Annotated in this window: 13 protein-coding genes; 5 read left to right on the top strand and 8 right to left on the bottom strand. The window is 62.2% G+C overall.

Going from position 1 to position 15,885, the window contains the following annotated elements:
• Positions 1-52 precede the first annotated feature (52 nt).
• The 5 genes from RPG13_RS16560 to RPG13_RS16540 form a co-directional block, all read right to left on the bottom strand.
• Positions 53-1,312 carry an ABC transporter substrate-binding protein gene (locus RPG13_RS16560; protein ID WP_292216737.1) on the bottom strand — a complete coding sequence of 420 codons (1,260 nt, stop codon included), beginning with the start codon at positions 1,310-1,312 and terminating at the stop codon, positions 53-55.
• Positions 1,313-1,339: 27 nt separating this feature from the next.
• Entirely contained in the window at positions 1,340-2,515 is a 1,176-nt protein-coding gene (locus tag RPG13_RS16555; protein ID WP_095483208.1) for a PLP-dependent transferase, read from the bottom strand.
• Complete coding sequence (locus RPG13_RS16550) at positions 2,512-3,252, bottom strand: FadR/GntR family transcriptional regulator (RefSeq protein WP_095483207.1); 741 nt, start codon at positions 3,250-3,252, stop codon at positions 2,512-2,514. The genes RPG13_RS16555 and RPG13_RS16550 overlap by 4 nt, the downstream gene beginning before the upstream one ends.
• A 287-nt stretch (positions 3,253-3,539) precedes the next feature.
• Positions 3,540-4,784 carry a glycerate kinase family protein gene (locus tag RPG13_RS16545; protein WP_095483305.1) on the bottom strand — a complete coding sequence of 415 codons (1,245 nt, stop codon included), beginning with the start codon at positions 4,782-4,784 and terminating at the stop codon, positions 3,540-3,542.
• 32 nt (positions 4,785-4,816) lie between these two features.
• Positions 4,817-6,313, bottom strand: a complete 1,497-nt coding sequence (locus RPG13_RS16540) for an SLC13 family permease (protein ID WP_158302505.1) — start codon at positions 6,311-6,313, stop codon at positions 4,817-4,819.
• 154 nt (positions 6,314-6,467) lie between these two features.
• On the opposite strand from RPG13_RS16540, the gene RPG13_RS16535 reads away from it, so the two are divergent.
• Positions 6,468-7,304: a haloacid dehalogenase type II gene (locus RPG13_RS16535; RefSeq protein ID WP_337125496.1), complete on the top strand. Its 837-nt coding sequence runs from the start codon at positions 6,468-6,470 to the stop codon at positions 7,302-7,304.
• A 129-nt stretch (positions 7,305-7,433) separates the two neighbouring features.
• Here RPG13_RS16535 and RPG13_RS16530 read toward each other — a convergent pair whose 3' ends face one another.
• From RPG13_RS16530 to RPG13_RS16520, 3 genes are all read right to left on the bottom strand, one after another.
• Positions 7,434-7,883 (bottom strand): DNA polymerase III subunit chi, encoded by a 450-nt coding sequence (locus RPG13_RS16530; RefSeq protein ID WP_292216748.1) that lies wholly within the window; start codon positions 7,881-7,883, stop codon positions 7,434-7,436.
• 19 nt (positions 7,884-7,902) lie between these two features.
• Positions 7,903-9,414 carry a leucyl aminopeptidase gene (locus RPG13_RS16525; protein ID WP_337125495.1) on the bottom strand — a complete coding sequence of 504 codons (1,512 nt, stop codon included), beginning with the start codon at positions 9,412-9,414 and terminating at the stop codon, positions 7,903-7,905.
• A gap of 101 nt (positions 9,415-9,515) precedes the next feature.
• Positions 9,516-10,691: a flavin-containing monooxygenase gene (locus RPG13_RS16520; RefSeq protein WP_337125494.1), complete on the bottom strand. Its 1,176-nt coding sequence runs from the start codon at positions 10,689-10,691 to the stop codon at positions 9,516-9,518.
• Positions 10,692-10,719: 28 nt separating this feature from the next.
• Between RPG13_RS16520 and RPG13_RS16515 the strand changes: the two genes are divergently transcribed.
• From RPG13_RS16515 to RPG13_RS16500, 4 genes are all read left to right on the top strand, one after another.
• Positions 10,720-11,037 (top strand): hypothetical protein, encoded by a 318-nt coding sequence (locus tag RPG13_RS16515; RefSeq protein ID WP_126107128.1) that lies wholly within the window; start codon positions 10,720-10,722, stop codon positions 11,035-11,037.
• Positions 11,034-12,236, top strand: coding sequence for an LPS export ABC transporter permease LptF (gene lptF / locus RPG13_RS16510; protein ID WP_095483204.1), 1,203 nt, complete (start codon positions 11,034-11,036; stop codon positions 12,234-12,236). The genes RPG13_RS16515 and lptF overlap by 4 nt, the downstream gene beginning before the upstream one ends.
• Positions 12,237-12,252: 16 nt before the next feature.
• The gene (gene lptG / locus RPG13_RS16505; protein WP_095483301.1) at positions 12,253-13,335 is read left to right on the top strand and encodes an LPS export ABC transporter permease LptG; all 1,083 of its coding nucleotides are present in this window, start codon (positions 12,253-12,255) and stop codon (positions 13,333-13,335) included.
• A 128-nt stretch (positions 13,336-13,463) separates the two neighbouring features.
• Complete coding sequence (locus RPG13_RS16500; protein WP_442921343.1) at positions 13,464-15,758, top strand: LPS-assembly protein LptD; 2,295 nt, start codon at positions 13,464-13,466, stop codon at positions 15,756-15,758.
• Positions 15,759-15,885: the final 127 nt, after the last annotated feature.

Genomic DNA, 15,885 nt, shown 5'->3' with positions numbered 1-15,885 from the left:
GACCTATCGGAGCCGCGCGAGATGGGCGGCTCCGATGCTCGCGGTCCGCCGTTTATTTCTTGGCCAGGTATTTCTGTTGCGCCTTGGTCAGATAGTCGGCCCACTGATTGGCCATTTCCTCGGGCGTGATATCGCCGAGCAGTGCCTGCTGACTGGTCTTGATGACCATCGAGTCCTTGAAGAAGGCGAACTCCTCGAGATAGGTCGGCATGACCGTCGGCACCGCATCCTTGTCCTCGAGTTCGGCAAACCAACCCTTGAACTGCTCGCTCGCGTAGAACGGATCCTTTTCGGCCGACTTGTGGACCGGCAGCGCTCCGGTGCGCTTGTTCCACTCGACATTGCCCTCAGGCCCCTCGAGCGTTTCGATCAGCTTCCAGGAGAGGTCCTTGTTCAGGCTTGCCGCCATCATCGACCAACCGGCGTAGCCGATGGTCGGAAACGTCTTGCCGGACGGCCCCTTCGGCATCGTCATGACGCCGTAGTCTTCCGGCTTCATCCGCTCGGCGATTGCGATCAGCGCGTCTGGATCCTGATCGAGCATGGCGCAGGTGCCGGTGTAGAAACCGGCGACGATCTCGTTGAAGCCCCAGTTGACGCTGTCCTTCGGTGCCAATCCCTTCTTGTAGAGATCGACGACCCAGGTCAGCCCCTTGACCCAGCCTTCGCTGTTCATGGTCGAGGTGCCGTCGTCGTTGAAGAATTTGTTGGAGCCGGCCATGGTTGCGCCGAACATCATCCAGCCGTTGAGACCGCCGGGCCCGCCGCGCAGGCAGTAGCCATATTTGCCGGGAAGCTTGGAGACTTTCTCCGACGCCGCCACGAACTCGTCCATCGTCTTGGGCGGTTCGGCGACGCCAGCCTCCTGGAACAGCTTCTTGTTGTAGAACATCGCCCGGAGATAGAAGCCATAGGGCAGCATGTAGGCGGTATTGTTCACGTCGCGGCCGAGCTCTAGCGCGCGATCGGTGAGGCCCGAGGTGTGCTCCCATTTGGCAAGATAGGGTTCGAGGCTCTCGAGAAGGCCGTTGTTGGCATAGAGCGACAGCCACGTGTCCGGCATCTCCATGACGTCGGGGATTTCGCCGGCGGACACCATCGTCGCGAATTTCTGGAACGCTTCGCCCCAGGGCAGCGAGATGACCTCGACCTTCGTGCCCGGGTTGGCAGCCTCGAATTTGGAGACGATCGATTTCAGGGTTTCGGTGCGCTCGGGGCTGGTGATCACCTCCACGAGCTTCAGCGTCGTGTCAGCGAGTGCAGCACCCGACATCAGTACGGTAGCGAATGCCGCGATAAGAAGCTTCTTCATTTTCCGTTCCCTTCTTGTCTGGTTGCTTCAGGTCTTTTCTTCGGAAGCGGCGTCGATCGCCGTTTCCAGGTCACTCCACAGCGCCTCGGTTCCCTCGAGGCCGACATGGAGACGCACGGACCGCGGATGGACGCCGAACGCCATCGCGGAATTGGGTTGGGCCTTCTGCTGCAGCACGACCTCGCCGGGCACGATGAGGCTTTCGTGGCCGCCCCACGACACGCCCAGCTTGAACAGCTTAAGGCGGTCCGCAAACGTCCGGATGTCGATGCCGTCGCGGAAGACAAACGAGAACAGGCCCGACGTGCCGGTGAGCCCCGCGGGAAGCAGGTTGGCCAAACCCGGATGGCAGACCTTCTCGACGATCGGATGATCCTGCAGACGCCGTGCGATTTCGAGGCCGGAGGCCTGATGCGCGCGCATGCGGATCGGCAGTGTGCGCAAGCCACGGATCAAGAGCCAGGCATCGAATGGCGACAGCTTGCCGCCGAGATATGGATAGGCTTCGCCGCGGATGCGGCCGATCAAATCCTTCGAGCCCGCGACCACGCCGGCCACGACATCGCTGTGGCCGCCCAGATACTTGGATGCGGAGTGGACCACAATATCGACGCCGAGCGACAGCGGCCGCTGGAAGACCGGGCTGGCCCAGCTGTTGTCGATGATGGTCGGGATGCCATGGGACTTTGCCAGCGCAGCGAGCGCACCGATGTCATGCGTTTCCATGACCCAGCTGGTCGGGCTTTCCATATAGAACAGCCTGGCGCCAGGCAGGGCGCTTGCGACGGCATCTTCGTCGCGCCCGTCGACATAGGTCACCTCGATGCGCATGCGCGCGAGCAGCGTCCCGAACAGCCGGAACGCGTCCGGGTAGATATGCCTGACTGCGACGATGCGGTCGCCCGGCTCGACGAAACTCAGGACCGCCGACGAGATGGCGGACATGCCGCTTGCGAAACCGATAGCGTCCTCGGCACCTTCCAGTTTTGCGAGCATTTCCTCGAACATGCGCACGGTCGGGTTCAGCCCTCGCGTGTAGGTCGGCCTCACTTTTTCGCCGCGGTATGTCTCGAGCATCTCGTCATAGTTCGGGAAGGTGAAGAGCGAGGTCTGCACGATCGGCGGCACGACGGCATCGAAGGCGTTGCCCTCGTCATGCGCGGCGATCAGCGATGCCTGGTCGAAAAAATCGGGACCGTTCATTTCGACATTTCCTCGATATCCTCTTCCACGATCTCGAGGATCTTCAGCGTTTTTTCGCGCGCCAGCTCCGCGTCCCTGGCGACGATGGCATCGAACAGCTCGCGGTGATGCGGGAACGATCGCCGCGCGAAATCCTGCCGGTCGAAAGGATGGTCCCAGAAGCGCTCGAACGCTTCGCGCATCTGCCCCAGGAGCTGCCGGAAAAGCGGGTTGTGGGTGGCGTCGTAGACAGCCAGGTGAAAGGCCAGGTCTTCCGGGCCCGACGTGCCAGTGGCAAGATGGACGCGCTCCATCTCGATGAGTTTTTGCTCGATCGTCCGCAGATCGTCGGCTGTCCGCCGCCGCGCCGCAACCATGCTTGCCTCGGCCTCGATGCCGCGGCGCACCTCGAGGGTGTGCAAGAGACCGTCACGCAGCTCTGCCGTATTGAGTGACAGCGGCAAATGGATCGTGCCGGCGGATATCGGCTTGAGCAGGTAGGTGCCGCTGCCTTTGCGGGTCTCGGTGACGCCGAGCGCTTCGAAACGCCCCATCGCCTCCCGTATCGTCGAACGCCCGACGGAAAGCGCGGCCATCAATTCGCGTTCGGTCGGAAGCCGGTCACCGCTCTTCAGCGCGGCGCGCTCGACATAGTCGGCCAGCGCCTCCATGACCTGCTTGCCGCGATCCAGCGGCGGGAGCGTGGCGATTGCCACACGCGTGGCAGGTGCCCCGGGCAGTTCGCCGCGCGCTCGCATGGGCACTTAGATCCAAAATTGGTCTGACATCTTAGCAGTTTTGCGCGCGGTCGACCTTTCGTCAAGTGGGCTGGGCGGTGTCTCAGTTGAATTTCGGCTCACGACCCTTCTCTGCCATTCCTGCGGAGAAGTTTAAGCGGAAGCCGTGACCCTAGTCGGTCATTCCCCCCTGCCGAGATGGCATCTCGAAAGCCGACGTTAGAGGCAACTGGCGCTCGTGGGTCGGAGTTCGCATTCGCTAAGGCAAATCGCCGGGTAGGACGGATCTCTAAAGCCCCTTTTCGCCTTTAATCGCTATGAGGCCGCAATAGTCCGGTGTCGCCGCTGTGGCATACCAGGCCGTTTTCTGCCATGCGCCGCACAATGCGGGCTGGAGGTCGGGCGAGCCTTATACCAACGCTCATCAGGCGCACGGCATCCTCGGCGGCTCGCGTCAGCAGCTTGCCGGCATTTTCGATCGCTTCCTCCAGTGAGCACGGCCGTTTGAGAATGCTGGCGAAGGCATCAATGCCGTGCTCGAAGTTGAGCGTCACACCTTTGCCAATCGTTCCGGCGAGTGCAATGACGGGCAGGCCGCGCAGCTTGGCGCGGCGCGCCACCTCGGATGGCACCTTGCCATAGGGCGTTTGGCCATCCAGGCTTCCCTCGGCGGTGATCACCAGGTTCGCGCGATCGATCAACGCGTCGAGGTCAAGATACTGCATCACGATCTCGTAGCGCGGATGGAGCCGGCCCAGAAGAAGGCCGAGCACGGCTGCTCCTAGGCCGCCCGATGCGCCGGCACCCGGAGCGGTGTCAACCTGAATGCCGGTCGCACGCTCGATCGCCTTGGCATGGACTTCCATCGCTGCAGCAAGCTCCTCGACCTGCGCCGGCGTTGCTCCTTTCTGGGGACCGAACACGCGGGCAACACCTTTGGGTCCGAGCAGCACATTGTGCCAGTTGACGGCCGCATCGATCCGCACCTTCGCGAGGCGGGGATCGATGCCCGTCATGTCGATAGAAGCGAGATGCCGGAGCGCGGCCCCGCCTCGCGCGAGCGGGCGGCCGCTATCGTCGAGAAACCGCACGCCGAGCGCCTCGGCCATGCCGGCACCACCGTCATTGACGCCGCTGTCGCCGCAGCCAAGCAGGATTCGCTCGGCACCGGCATCGAGGGCGGCGCCGATGAGCTCGCCGACGCCGAAGCTTGTCGTCAGGCACGGGTCGCGGCGATCCCGTGGAACGAGACGCAGGCCCGCCGCTGCGGCCATTTCTATCACGGCGGTGCGGACTGGCTGACCACCCATGAATCCGATGAAGGAGTCTACCGGGTCCCCCACCGGGCCAGTGACGGATAACCGGTGCAGCGTGCCACCGGTCAGATTGACCAGTGCGTTGGTGAAGCCCTCCCCGCCATCGACCATCGGCGCCTTGAGAATGGTCGCGTCCGGCATCGCCCGTAGAATTCCGGCAGCGATGCACGCCGTCGCTTCATCGGCAGTCAGGCTCTCCTTGAAACCGGAAGGCGCAATCAGGATCGTCATCGACATTTTGGTTTCCTTTCTAAAATAGCAGGCGGAAGTCATGCCTTGGCGGGCATTGTGGAAAGTGTTTCGATCGGCAGGCCAAGGAGCGGCCAGACGAACAAGGAGAAGGCGACGAGCAGAGCGACGAAGAGCGGCAAGAGGAACAGAGCCAGCCGGAGGAGGTCTGCCTGTGTGAAGGTTAGGGTCTCCGCAGAACCGAACAGGAGAACCGGCTTTGCCGAGACCATCAGCGTCTGACAGAAGCCACTGCCGATCGTCGTCACGAAGATTAGGACCGATGGATCGACGCCGAACGCCGAAAGCGGCAAGGCAACCGCTGGGATGAGGACGCTCGCGCGCGCAGTGCGAGACATAATCACGATATGTGCCAGGCTTGAGATCACGGCAGCGATGGCGATGACCATCCATGGGGCTAATGACAGGTGGCCGCCGAGCGCCGCAAGCGTCTGGTCGACGAGGTAGCGTGCGGTGCCGGAGGTGAGCAGCGCCTCGCCGATCAAAAGCGTGGCCGCGAGGAACAGAAGCAGGTTCCACTCGACACCCTTAAGCGCCTCTTTAAGCGAAATCCCCGACACCGGCTTGGAAGCGGCAAGCAAGGCACCGACGAGCGCGATGACGGCAATATTCTGTCCATGCAGCGCGTTCGTCGCCCAAAGCAGGACGGTCGCGCCCATGATTGTCAGCACGGTAGCATCGCTGCATGAATTTGAACGGTGCCTGACCGGTAGCGTGCCGATCGCGGCCCTGCGGTCTTCGGCGGACAGAAACAGAAGTTGGATCAGGCCGCAGGCAAGCAGACTCGTGACGAACCCGAACGGCCCGCCGAGAAGCGCCCAGTGGGCGAAGCCGATGTCTGTGTCGCTGACACGCCTCATGAAATCGGCGGCAATCAGATGTGCGCCAGCTCCGGTCAGCGAAGCACAGGCTGAGAGCAAGATGACGGAGGGAAACAGAAGCGCGAGCCCTCTGGTCACGGATGGTCTGCCGATCGCACTCGAAAGACCGAAGAACACGGGCATGAGGATCGCCGCGCGGGCTGAGGTAGAAGGAATCACGAAGGCGGTCAGCGCAATGACCAGCGTCGCGCCCCAGAACATTCGGGAAACCGTCCTGCAGCGCGTCAGCGCGACGCCTGCCAGGCGCTCGGCGGTACCGCTGCTGCGCATGACCGACGCCATGACGAAAGCGGCAATCAGGAGCCAGATGATTTCGCTGCCGAGCGTGGCAAAGAGGGCCTCTTCGTCGACCGCACCCGAAACAACAAGGGCAAGCGCGCCGGCGAGCGCCACAGGCATGTCGGGCAGGCCGAGCACTACCCAGGCGATCAGGACCCCGGCGAAGACCGAGAGCGACAGTCGGCCTTCAATCGGCAGGCCGTCCAATCCGTAAAGAATGACAAAGGTGCAAGCTTGCAGGGAAAGCAAGCCGATGACCAATCTGGGTGATAGCGGCCGGAACAACCATGCCTGCCGCCCTTCGGCATCGGCGAATGCACCGACTGTGGCCCTCGTCGTGGGAACGCTATGCAGCATGGAAGCACCTTCCATCTCCGGTTGAGATGGCGGGTTAACGGGCCAAGCCGAGGCCTATTCCAGCTCACCTGACACTTTTTTGACAGGTAGATGACGGCGATGAGGTCGAGAACACGGAACCGGTGCTGCCAGAAGATCGACGGCCGGTTAATCCATGAAGGGCAAGCTGAGTTGGCGAACCAGCCCGTTTCCGACCGGGACCGTGCGGTCGACTTCTCAGGCCGATCCATGCCAAAGACGCAGTGTGCGGATCAAGGAGCCGAATGTGATGCCATTGGATGGTGTACGTGCCTTGGTATTCGACGTATTCGGCACTGTCGTCGATTGGCGCAGCGGCGTGGCGCGCGAAGCTGAACCGTTCCTGAAGCGGCATGGAGCCGGAACGGCCATTCCTACCGCTTTCGCGGATGCGTGGCGCCGCCGTTACTCCCCAGCGATGGAGGAGGTGCGCAGCGGCCGACGGCCCTTTACACGGCTCGACGTGCTGCATCGGGAGAATCTGGAAGCTGTTTTGCCAGAATTCGGGATCGACCCGGCGTCGGTGCCGGCGTCCGAGCTGGACGAACTGAACCTGGCATGGCACCGATTGGAGCCATGGCCGGACGCGGTGGCAGGCCTCACACGGCTGAAGGCCCGCTATATCATCGCGCCGCTCTCGAACGGGAACATCGTCCTCATGCTCAACATGGCGAAGCGTAGCCGCATCCCCTGGGATGCGATCCTCGGCGCCGAAGTCGTGCGAGCGTACAAGCCGATGCCGGAAGCCTATCTTCGCACCGCCGACGTCCTGGCAATGAAGCCAAATGAGATCTGTCTTGTGGCCGCTCACAATGGCGACCTTGCAGCGGCTCGGGCATGCGGATTGCGAACAGCCTTTGTCGCGCGTCCGACCGAGCACGGATTAGCGCAGACCACGGACTTGCACCCTGATCAGGCCTGGGACCTGGTGGCCAACGACTTCATTGAATTGGCTGAACGGCTTCAGCTGTAGCGCGTCTCAACGATCAGCAAACCACCCTTTCAGGGTTCTTCCACTTTTGGTCCGATGCTCTTTATTCGGCATCGCGACCCGATTGCTCGGCGATCTGATCCCAGGTTGACGATAGCCAAGGCGGCAGCTTCACGCCTTGCGTTCCCAGCGCCGATCTGAAGTCTGCTGCCAGTAGGTGACCGCGTGGCCGGCTTCCTTCATCGTCTTCCAGTGCATGCGCGCCGCCTCGACCTGGGCCGCATCGTGGCCGTCGAATAGGAACACGGCGCGCTCATAACTGCCAAGCTCCGGCGGCGCCGCGCCGTCGACCAGGAAGCGTATCTGCGCCTCGTTCGGATTGTCCTGGCCGGTGGTCAAAAGGATCGGCTGCTCGGCCAGATGGGATTCGCGGTCCGTCGCGTGCGCCAGGAACGAATCGTCTCTGAATATCCACAGATGCTGGTCCAGCGCGTCGCGCCGCTCCTCGGTGCCGGTCTGCACCACGGCGCGCCAACCGCGATCGACGCTGCGCTCGAGCAGGCCGGGGAGCGCATCCTCCAGCGTCGATTCGGTCAGGTGATAGAATAGGACGTCAGCCATGATTGCGCCTTGAAAGGCCTCACCCCTCGTAATTGTCGCGCATCAGTCGGTCGAGCAGCCTGACGCCGAAGCCGGAGGCCCATGACTGGTTGATCTCGCTGGACGGCGCGCCCATCGCGGTGCCGGCGATGTCGAGATGCGCCCAGGGCGTATCCTTGACGAAGCGCTGCAAGAACTGCGCCGCGATGATGGCGCCGCCGTAGCGGCCGCCGATGTTCTTCATGTCGGCATTTTTCGAATCGATCAGCTTGTCGTATTCGGCGCCGAGCGGCATCCGCCACACTCGTTCCTGCGTCGCCTGCCCGGCGCTCGTCAGCCTGTTCGCCAATTCGTCATCGTTGGAGAACAGCCCGGCATAGTGCTGGCCGAGCGCGACCATGGTGGCGCCGGTCAGCGTCGCCAGATTGACCATGAATTTCGGCTGGAAGCGATCGTTGCAATACCACAGCGCATCGGCCAGAACGAGGCGGCCTTCGGCGTCGGTGTTGAGCACCTCGATGGTCTGACCCGACATCGAGGTGACGATGTCGCCGGGACGCTGCGCGTGGCCGTCGACGGCATTTTCCACTAGCCCGATGATGCCGACGACGTTGGCCTTGGCCTTGCGCGCGGCCAGCGCGTGCATCAGCCCTGTCACGGCGGCCGCGCCGCCCATGTCACCCTTCATGTCCTCCATCCCGGAGGCCGTCTTTATCGAATTACCGCCGGTGTCGAAAGTGACACCCTTGCCGACGAAGGCAACCGGGCTGTCCTTGGCCTTGCCGCCGTTCCATCGCATGACGGCTATGCGGGCGCCACGCGGCGAGCCTTGCGCGACGCCGAGCAGCGCGCCCATGCCGAGCTTCTTCATATCCTTCTCGACCAGGATCTCGACCGTGACGCCGAGCGCTTCCAGTTCGCTGACGCGGGCGGCGAATTCCACCGGCCCGAGTATATTGGCCGGTTCGTTGACCAGGTCGCGCGCCAGGAGCACCCCGTCGATCACCGCCACCTCGTCGGCGAAGGCCCTTTTCGCCGCCGCCGGATCGGTGGTGTGGATGGTCACCTTGACCGGCTTTTTGGGCTCGGCCTTCTTGCCATCGCGCTGGCCGTCATTATTGTCCTTTTTCGTCTTGTACTTGTCGAAGGTATAGCTGCGCAGAAGGATGCCCGCGGCAAGCTGTGCCGCTTGCCTGCCGCCGACGTCAGCATCCGGCAGATCGAGCACGACGGTCACCTCGGTGGCCTTGCGCAAGGATGCAGCGATCGTGCCGCCGAGTTTCAGCCAGGCATGGTCGTCGAGCCCCGAGACCTTGCCGGCGCCGACCGCCACCAGCCGGTCGAGCGATGTGCCCTCCGGCGCCAGCACTTCGACCAGGCTGGCGAACTTGCCGGAAAAGTCGGCCACCGGGAACGCCCGCTCCAGGGTCTTTGCCGGATCGCAAGCCTTTGCCGCATCGCCGAGACCGCCATCGTTGGCCGCCAGCACGAAGACACTGCCCTTTTTGGGCGCTGCGAATTTGGCGAAGGCGATCGAAGGTCTCGAAGTCATCATGTCCTGCTTTCGGGAACGGCGTTGGGTTTTGGGAGAGTGCCTTGACGAAACCCGATACTTGGCCGTTTCCGACTGGAAGCACCACCCTATTTTTCAGTTCATCGCCTCTGCCTGACGATCTGCTGCGCGATTGCCTTGGCCTGAATTCGGGCATTGGCGAAGCAACCGCGAATGCTTGGCCGCATGCCGGTAAACCACAGGCCGGGCAATTTCGGGTCGGTCTCGCCGCCGTTGAAAAGGGGAACGCCCCTGCCGTCGAGGACGCCGAGCTTGCCAACCATGCGTTCGAGCCCGGTGCGGTAGCCGGTCGCCGCGATGACGATATTGGGAGCGATCAGGTTGCCGTTGTCGAGGATGACGCCGTCGCGGGTAAATTCCCTTACCTGCGGCAGTATCACGACCTGACCGGCCTTGATGGCGCGAACGGCGCCGTCGTCGGTGGCGATCGCAGTGTAGTCGTCGGTCAGGCGGCTTGCGCCCCCCGAGGACGCGGGCGGCAGGCCAAACTTCGTCAGGTCGCCGAAAACCAGGCGCTGCGTTGCCGCCATCACCGCATCGGCGAGCCAAACAGGCAATCGCGCCAAGAACGGCGAAAGCCTGTGGACGGCGATCTTGCCGATGCGTTTGGGCAGCAGCGAGGGGCCGTTGCGCGCCGACAGCCAGATAGAGGCGGCGTTCGCCCCCGCCAGATGATTGAGCACGTCGAAGCCCGAATTGCCAGCGCCCACAACCAGCACCTTTTTTCCCGCATAATCCTCGGCTTTGCCAAAATCCGCCGAATGCATGATGCGGCCGGCAAAGTCGTCGGCGCCCTTCCACTGCGGAATGAACGGCTGCCGGTCGCGCCCGGTGGCAACGACGACATGATGCGCCGGCAGGGGCCCGGCACTGGTCTCAACGGTCCATTGATCGCCGTTGAACGCGATCTCCTCGACGGCGACGCCAAGCCGGATCGGCAGATTGTACGCCTGGCTGAAATCGTTCAGGTGGCGGATGACTGCTGTTTTGTGGGGAAAGGCGGGGGTGCCTGCGGGATAGTCGACGCCAGGCAGCGTCGAGAGATCGCGATGCGAATTGAGATGCAACCGTTCGTGCCGCCGGTACCAGGGCTCGGCAAGCCGCCTTTCCTTTTCCAGGACAAGCGTCGGCACGCCGGCCTTTTTCAGCGCATGGGCGGCGGCCAGCCCCGCCGCGCCGGCGCCGATCACGATCGCACCGTGAAAAATCGATTCCTGGCCGGTTTGACCGCGCAATTCTGTTACTTCTGCTTCCATGTCTGTACCCGTCGCGGCCACGGCGGCCATGACCGTGATCGGCGCGACATTTGGTCGTTTTCCGGCATTTGGCAAGACTTTGCCGGAATCAGATCCCATATGGCGGATGGAATCGACGGCGATTCGTCGCGGCACGGCCCCGCTTTCCTGCCGCAACCTGTTGTTAACCATCGATGTTCGCCCTTTCTTATCCATTGCCGCCGACACTCCGGCCACCGGGAATAACGATGTGGGACGGGAAACCAGATCGAACCGCCAAACGGGACCGGTTGTGCAGGCGTCACCGGACGACTACTTTGTCTGGAGGCATGATGCCGTTCGGCAAAATCGAGAAAAGCCTTTATGAAGGTCGTTGAACGCTACATCATGCGTCGCGCGCTGGCGGTGTTCCTGGCAGCGCTTATTTGGACGCTGGCGATCGTGTGGACGACGCAGGTGCTCGCCCGCATCGATCTCGTCACCGACAGCGGCCAGTCGGCGCTGACCTTCTTCGAGGTCGCTGCGCTGATCATTCCGTCGATCATCCCGATCGTCGTGCCCTTCGCCCTGGTGGTCGCCGTCGCTCAGACGCTGAGCGCGATGAATTCCGATTCTGAGCTTGCCGTCTTGAACGCCGCGGGCGCCTCGCGCTGGACCATCGTCAGGCCGATCATGCTGCTGGCGCTGGCGGCCAGCGTCTTGTCGTTCGCCGTCGACAACGGCGTCGATCCGTATGCACGCCAGAAAAACCGCCAGCTGGTGGCGTCGTCGCGTGCCGATCTGTTGTCGCTGATCATCCAGGAAGGCACCTTTCGCAAGATCGACGACGGCCTGTTCCTGCAGATTGGCGAGCGGCTTCCGGACAACCGCCTCGGCGGCATCTTCGTCGCCGATTCGCGCGAAGAAGGCGTTAACCTCATCTACTACGCCAAGACCGGAGCCATCATCGAAAACGGCGACGAGAAGGTGCTGATGATGAACGACGGCGTCATCCATCGCGAAACGCTGACCGGCGATCTTTCGGTCATCCGATTCACCTCCTATGCCTTCGACCTGTCCGCCTTCATGTCGGCCTCATCGGACGTGTTGCTTTTGCCGAAGGACCGGACGACCCAATACCTGCTCAATCCCAGTCCGAACGACAAGGCGTTCCAAAAAAAGCCGAACAGGTATCTGGCCGAGCTCAACCAGCGTTTTTCCGAATGGTCCTATTCACTTGTCTTCGCGCTGATCGCGCTTGCGGTCGCGGGAGATGCGCGATCCCATCGCGAGGCGCGCATCCATCCGCTGATCACGGCCATCGCGATTGCGCTTTTCGTACGTTGGCTTGGTTTCTTTGCCGCCGGTAAAGCCGACAACGTTCCGCAATATGCCTATATGGTCTATGGCGTTCCTATCGTGGCGTCCGCGGTCGCGACATGGTTCATAGTCTCCAACCGGACCATGGAGCTGCCGGTCGCCTGGGCCGACTGGATGACGAATTTCGCCGGTCGCTTCAGTGACGGCTGGAGCGCCATCAAGCTTCGCTTCGCCAGGCGTGGCGCTTCTGGCCAAGGGGCCGGCTAATGGGCTGGACACGCTAATGGGCTGGACCCTGGGTAGATACTTCTTCTTCCGCTACGTGACGATCACCATCTGGTTCTTCATCGGCCTGTTGGCGCTCGTGTTCCTGATCGACTTCACCGAGCTTTCCGGTCGCACGACCGGCTTGCCGGGCTTCACCTACGGGACGGCGTTCGCCATTTCAGCGCTGAGGATGCCGATGATCATGCTGCAGACGGTGCCGTTCGTCGGGCTATTCTCGGCGATGGCGACGCTGGTCTCGCTCAATCGCAGATATGAACTGGTCATCGCGCGTTCCGCCGGCGTATCCGCATGGCAATTCCTGCTGCCGTGCTGCATCGGGGCGCTGCTGTTCGGCGTGTTGTCGGTCGGCGTCATCAATCCGATCGCCGCGCATGCGTTTTCCTGGTCCGAAAAGATCGAAACCCAGCTCCGCTCCGGCAAGTCGAACGCCGTGTCGGCCGACGCCGAGCCCTGGATCCGGCAGAAAACCAGTACCGGCGATACCATCATCGGCGCGCGCGCCATTCTCAATCAGGGCCTCGAGATGGCCGATGCCGTCTTCTTCATCCTCAGCCCGCAAGGCGACATCGTCGAACGCAAGGACGCGGCGCACGCCTTTTTGCGCGATGGCTACTGGGAACTGCAGGACGTCAAGGTTTTCCGGGACGGCAACATCCAATCGGTGGCAAGCGACCGGGTGTCGACCAATCTCAAGCCCGAATTCGTGCAAGAGCGGCTGGCGCGCCCGGAAACCATCCCTTTCTACGATCTGCCCAGCAAGATCGAGGTTGCCCGCTCCTTCGGCCTCAAGGCAAATGCCTTTGCCATGCAGTTTGATTCGCTGGTGGCGCTGCCGTTCCTTCTCGTCGCCATGACGCTGATTGCCGCAACGGTGTCGATGCGATTTGCGAGGATGGGACAATCCGCGACGATGATTCTGGGTGGCGTCCTGGCTGGGTTTCTGCTTTATGTCGTGACGGTGCTGGTCAAGGCATTCGGCGTGGCGGGATTCGTACCCACAGTCGTGGCTGCATGGGTTCCGGTTGTCGTGGCTATGTTCTTCGGGGTGACTTTCTTGCTGTACAAGGAAGACGGCTAGTGAGGGGGGCGGTTTTGCGCATCCATAGGCAGGCCGGTTTGGCGCGCCTCTATGGGGCGAGCGCCTTGGCATGCCTGCTCGCTTGCGTCGTCCCGAATATTCCGGCTTCTGCCCAGGATATCAGCGACATGGCAGCCGACGTCCCCGCCGGCTCGCAAATGCTGCTGGCGGCGGATACGCTGGTCTATGACAACGACAACCAGACAGTAACGGCCGTCGGCGGCGTCCAGATCGACTATGGCGGCAACCGCCTTGTCGCCCAGCGGGTCGAGTACAATCGCAACACCAAGCGCCTCGTCGCCAGCGGCAATGTCGAGGTCATCAACAGCGACGGCACCAAGATCTATTCGCAGCATGTCGACATCACCGACGATTTCGCTGATGGCTTCGTCAACGCGCTGCGTGTCGAAACCGTCGACAAGGCATATTTCGCCGCCGAAAGCGCGGAACGCATGGGCGGCGTGCTGACGACGTTCCACAACGGCGTGTACACGGCCTGCGAGCCATGCGAGGACCAACCAGACAAAGCGCCGACCTGGCGCATCAAAGCCAGAAAGATCATTTGGAACGGCGAGAAGAAGACGGTTCGCTTCGAGAATTCGAATTTCGAGTTCTTCGGCTTTCCGCTTGCCTATCTGCCGGCCTTCGAGATTGCCGACCCTACCGTTAAGCGCAAGAGCGGCTTCCTGATTCCCGGCATTGCCTACAAGAGCGAGCTCGGCGTCGGCGTCAAAGTCCCCTATTATTTCGCGCTCTCACCAACCTACGACCTCACCGTCACCGGCAGCGGCTACACCAAGCAAGGCTTCCTCGGCGAGGCCGAGTGGCGCCAGCGCTTCAACAACGGCCAGTACAGCCTGAAGGTCGCCGGCATCCGGCAAGAGGACCCCGACGAATTCATCGACAGCCACGGCAACAATGTCGATTCAGGTTCGGCCGGCGACCCGAACAAGTTCCGCGGCATGATGGGCACCAAGGGTCAGTTCGCCATCAATCCGCGCTGGGACTTCGGCTGGGATGTCCTGTTGCAGACCGACAAGAACTTCTCGCGCACCTACGCCATCGAAGACTTCAACGAGAGCGTGCACCACTCCTCGATCTACCTGACAGGCCTCAACGGCCGCAACTATTTCGACGTGCGCGCCATGCGCTTCGAGGTCCAGGAAAAGACGCTCCCTGACGATCCGACCGCGCGCGCCGGCAAGCAGCCCTGGGTGCTGCCCTCGCTCGACTACGCCTACATCCCCGACATGGCTGTGGGCGGCGGGCAATTGTCGTTCAATGTCAACGCACAGGCCATCAGCCGTGAAAGGCTGGATAGGATCCTTTCCGATCCGAACAACGCTGCATCCGTCAATAATGTCCGCGGCATCGAGGGCCAGTCGGGCCGCCTCACCACCGAAGCGGAATGGAAGCGCACCTTCACCACCGATGGCGGGCTGCTGCTGACGCCGCTGCTGGCGCTGCGCGGCGACGTCGGTTATGTGAATGCGTCCTCGGCCTCGCTCACCGCCATCAACCAGATGGCGATGAACCCGGAGATAAATGCCAGCGATGACATGCGGACATCACTCGCCCGCTACATGGCGACCGCCGGGCTGGAAATGCGCTGGCCGGTGCTGTTCTCGTCGACCAGCTCCAGCCACATCTTCGAGCCGATGGCGCAGGTGTTCGTGCGTCCGAACGAGCAATATGTCGGTGGCCTCGCTGTCCCCAACGAGGACGCCCAGAGCTTCGTCTTCGACGCCACGACATTGTTCGAGCGTGACAAGTTCTCCGGCTACGATCGCATGGAAGGCGGCACGCGCGCCAATGTCGGGCTGCGCTATTCCGGCGCCTACGACAATGGCTGGAGCACCAACGCGCTGTTCGGCCAATCCTACCAGCTGGGCGGTCGCAACTCCTTCGATTCGCCGGACCTGGTCAATGTTGGAGCCGATTCCGGTCTTGAGACCGAGACCTCCGACTATGTCGGCCTCGTCGGCTTTAATAGCCCCAGCGGAGTTTCCGGCTCGGTCAGCGGCCGTTTCGACGAGCAGAGCCTTGAGGTTCGCCGCGCCGAGGTGAAAGCAGCCTATTCCGGCCTGCCGATTTCGCTCAGCGCCAAATATGCCTTCATCCAGGCGCAGCCGCTCTATGGCTTCACGACCGATCGCCATGAGGTCACGCTCGGCGCCTCGACGCAACTTGCCGAGAACTGGCGTGTCTTCGGCACCGGCACCTACGATCTGGAGCAAAGTGTCCTGGTCAAGGACGGGGTCGGCTTTGCCTATAGTGATTCATGCTTCACCTATTTGATGACGTTCTCAGAATCCCGCGACCTGGAAACCAAGGAAGTGTCGCAGAACATCGGTTTCAACTTGTCGTTCCGCACGCTCGGCGATTTCGGCTCGTCACAAAGCTCCATCGACACCATTCAGTAGCAGACACTAGCTAGTAGCAGACGGCTGGCCAGCAGCAGACGGCCGGAACAGGCGGCCAACGTATCGGCCCGAAAGTCGGAATTGATTTTCGGAAAGCACGATGCGTAGATTCAAAGCGTTTAGAGAG

It is taken from the genome of Mesorhizobium sp. ISC15 (assembly GCF_037162615.1).
GTDB lineage: Bacteria > Pseudomonadota > Alphaproteobacteria > Rhizobiales > Rhizobiaceae > Mesorhizobium > Mesorhizobium mediterraneum.
Note: the sequence above shows the minus strand (reverse complement) of the source record. Positions and strands in the feature narration are given on the sequence as shown.

Bases quoted from the DNA above. Each gene is read 5' to 3' on its own strand.
- RPG13_RS16560 (WP_292216737.1), bottom strand. From the start codon at position 1,312: ATGAAGAAGCTTCTTATCGCGGCATTCGCTACCGTACTGATGTCGGGT.
- RPG13_RS16555 (WP_095483208.1), bottom strand. From the start codon at position 2,515: ATGAACGGTCCCGATTTTTTCGACCAGGCATCGCTGATCGCCGCGCAT.
- RPG13_RS16550 (WP_095483207.1), bottom strand. From the start codon at position 3,252: ATGCGAGCGCGCGGCGAACTGCCCGGGGCACCTGCCACGCGTGTGGCA.
- RPG13_RS16545 (WP_095483305.1), bottom strand. From the start codon at position 4,784: ATGTCGATGACGATCCTGATTGCGCCTTCCGGTTTCAAGGAGAGCCTG.
- RPG13_RS16540 (WP_158302505.1), bottom strand. From the start codon at position 6,313: ATGCTGCATAGCGTTCCCACGACGAGGGCCACAGTCGGTGCATTCGCC.
- RPG13_RS16535 (WP_337125496.1), top strand. From the start codon at position 6,468: ATGAAGGGCAAGCTGAGTTGGCGAACCAGCCCGTTTCCGACCGGGACC.
- RPG13_RS16530 (WP_292216748.1), bottom strand. From the start codon at position 7,883: ATGGCTGACGTCCTATTCTATCACCTGACCGAATCGACGCTGGAGGAT.
- RPG13_RS16525 (WP_337125495.1), bottom strand. From the start codon at position 9,414: ATGACTTCGAGACCTTCGATCGCCTTCGCCAAATTCGCAGCGCCCAAA.
- RPG13_RS16520 (WP_337125494.1), bottom strand. From the start codon at position 10,691: ATGGAAGCAGAAGTAACAGAATTGCGCGGTCAAACCGGCCAGGAATCG.
- RPG13_RS16515 (WP_126107128.1), top strand. From the start codon at position 10,720: ATGACCGTGATCGGCGCGACATTTGGTCGTTTTCCGGCATTTGGCAAG.
- lptF (WP_095483204.1), top strand. From the start codon at position 11,034: ATGAAGGTCGTTGAACGCTACATCATGCGTCGCGCGCTGGCGGTGTTC.
- lptG (WP_095483301.1), top strand. From the start codon at position 12,253: ATGGGCTGGACCCTGGGTAGATACTTCTTCTTCCGCTACGTGACGATC.
- RPG13_RS16500 (WP_442921343.1), top strand. From the start codon at position 13,464: ATGGCAGCCGACGTCCCCGCCGGCTCGCAAATGCTGCTGGCGGCGGAT.